Origin of the sequence: uncultured Campylobacter sp., assembly GCF_937890585.1 — a bacterium.
Taxonomy (GTDB): Bacteria; Campylobacterota; Campylobacteria; order Campylobacterales; family Campylobacteraceae; genus Campylobacter_A.
Genome location: NZ_CALACG010000051.1, coordinates 1 through 1101 on the forward strand (window position 1 = coordinate 1; position 1101 = coordinate 1101).

Below are 1101 nucleotides of genomic sequence, written 5' to 3' on the forward strand. Positions count from 1 at the left end.
ATTTAAATTTACATCTATCACGTCAAACCACTCTTCATCGCTTAGCCCCACAAAGGTATTATCCCTTGTTATACCAGCGTTTAAAATAACGCCGTAATAGACGCCATTTGCCTCCATGTCAGCTTCTATGGCCTTTTTGGCTGCGGCAGTATCAGCCACGTCAAATGTCATAAATTTAGCCCCAAGCTCGCTAGCCATCTTTAAAAGCTCATCGCTCTTACTTCTTGCGTGAAGCACCACTTCGTATTCGCCAGCAAGACGCCTAGCAATGCTAGCTCCTATGCCTCTACTTGATCCAGTTATCAATACTCTCTTACTCACTAAGTGCCTTTTTTACAAATTCTTCATCAGGGCTCATCACGTTTAAAACCGCCCTTGCGCCAAGCTCGCCATTTACAAAAAGCTCGCTGTCATAAACGCCAAATCCACTCTCATCTTGAATGGAGCACTTTGAGACGATCACTATCTCATCGCCCACTTTAAAATATGGCCTAAAAATTTCAAATTTTCTACTACCAAGCAAAAAGCCAAATATCGCCTTTTCGCCCCTTAACTCACGCATCTTTGAGTCGTAGATCCCAAGACTTTGAGCCATCATCTCTATCGCCTTTTGCGTCATAAATTTACCATCTTCTAAAAATGGGTTTTGCTCATTTATCACGCTACTTACTTTTATGCTCTCACAAGGGATAAATTCTAAAATTTCATCGATCAGGGTTATGGCGCTGCTGTGCGGCAAATAATCACTTATCATCATCTCACTCTTTTAAATATTATCGCGGCATTATCTCCGCCAAAGGCAAAAGATAGCGACATCGCTGTTTTTACGTCAAATTTCGTGCCGCTTTTTACTAAATTTACAGCCTCCAAGCTCTCATCATACTCGCCGTCATAGACGTGTGGCGGCAAGAGGCTATTTTCCTCCATGCAAAGCATAACGCAAATGGCGCTCTCAATAGCTCCAGCAGCCCCAAGCGTGTGACCGATCTGTGGCTTTAACGTGCTTGCAAAGGTGGCACCAAGCGTTAAATTTACAGCTTTTGCCTCCATTTTGTCATTTGCCTGCGTGCCGGTGCCATGCAAATTTACATAGTCCACGCC

Annotated in this window: 2 protein-coding genes and 1 pseudogene; all 3 read right to left on the reverse strand. The window is 43.6% G+C overall.

From position 1 onward, the window contains the following. The coding region (locus tag Q0296_RS01330) for an SDR family NAD(P)-dependent oxidoreductase (RefSeq protein ID WP_298035796.1) at positions 1–321 on the reverse strand (321 nt) is incomplete at its 3' end. Beyond that, on the reverse strand, positions 314–757 hold the full coding sequence (locus Q0296_RS01335; RefSeq protein WP_298035797.1) for a thioester dehydrase: 444 nt from the start codon (positions 755–757) through the stop codon (positions 314–316). The genes Q0296_RS01335 and Q0296_RS01330, both read right to left, overlap by 8 nt. Next, positions 754–1101: pseudogene (locus Q0296_RS01340) on the reverse strand (beta-ACP synthase); the annotation flags it as partial. The gene Q0296_RS01335 and the pseudogene Q0296_RS01340, both read right to left, overlap by 4 nt.

Coding starts and splice junctions, on each gene's coding strand:
- Q0296_RS01335 (WP_298035797.1), bottom strand. CDS start 757: ATGATGATAAGTGATTATTTGCCGCACAGCAGCGCCATAACCCTGATC.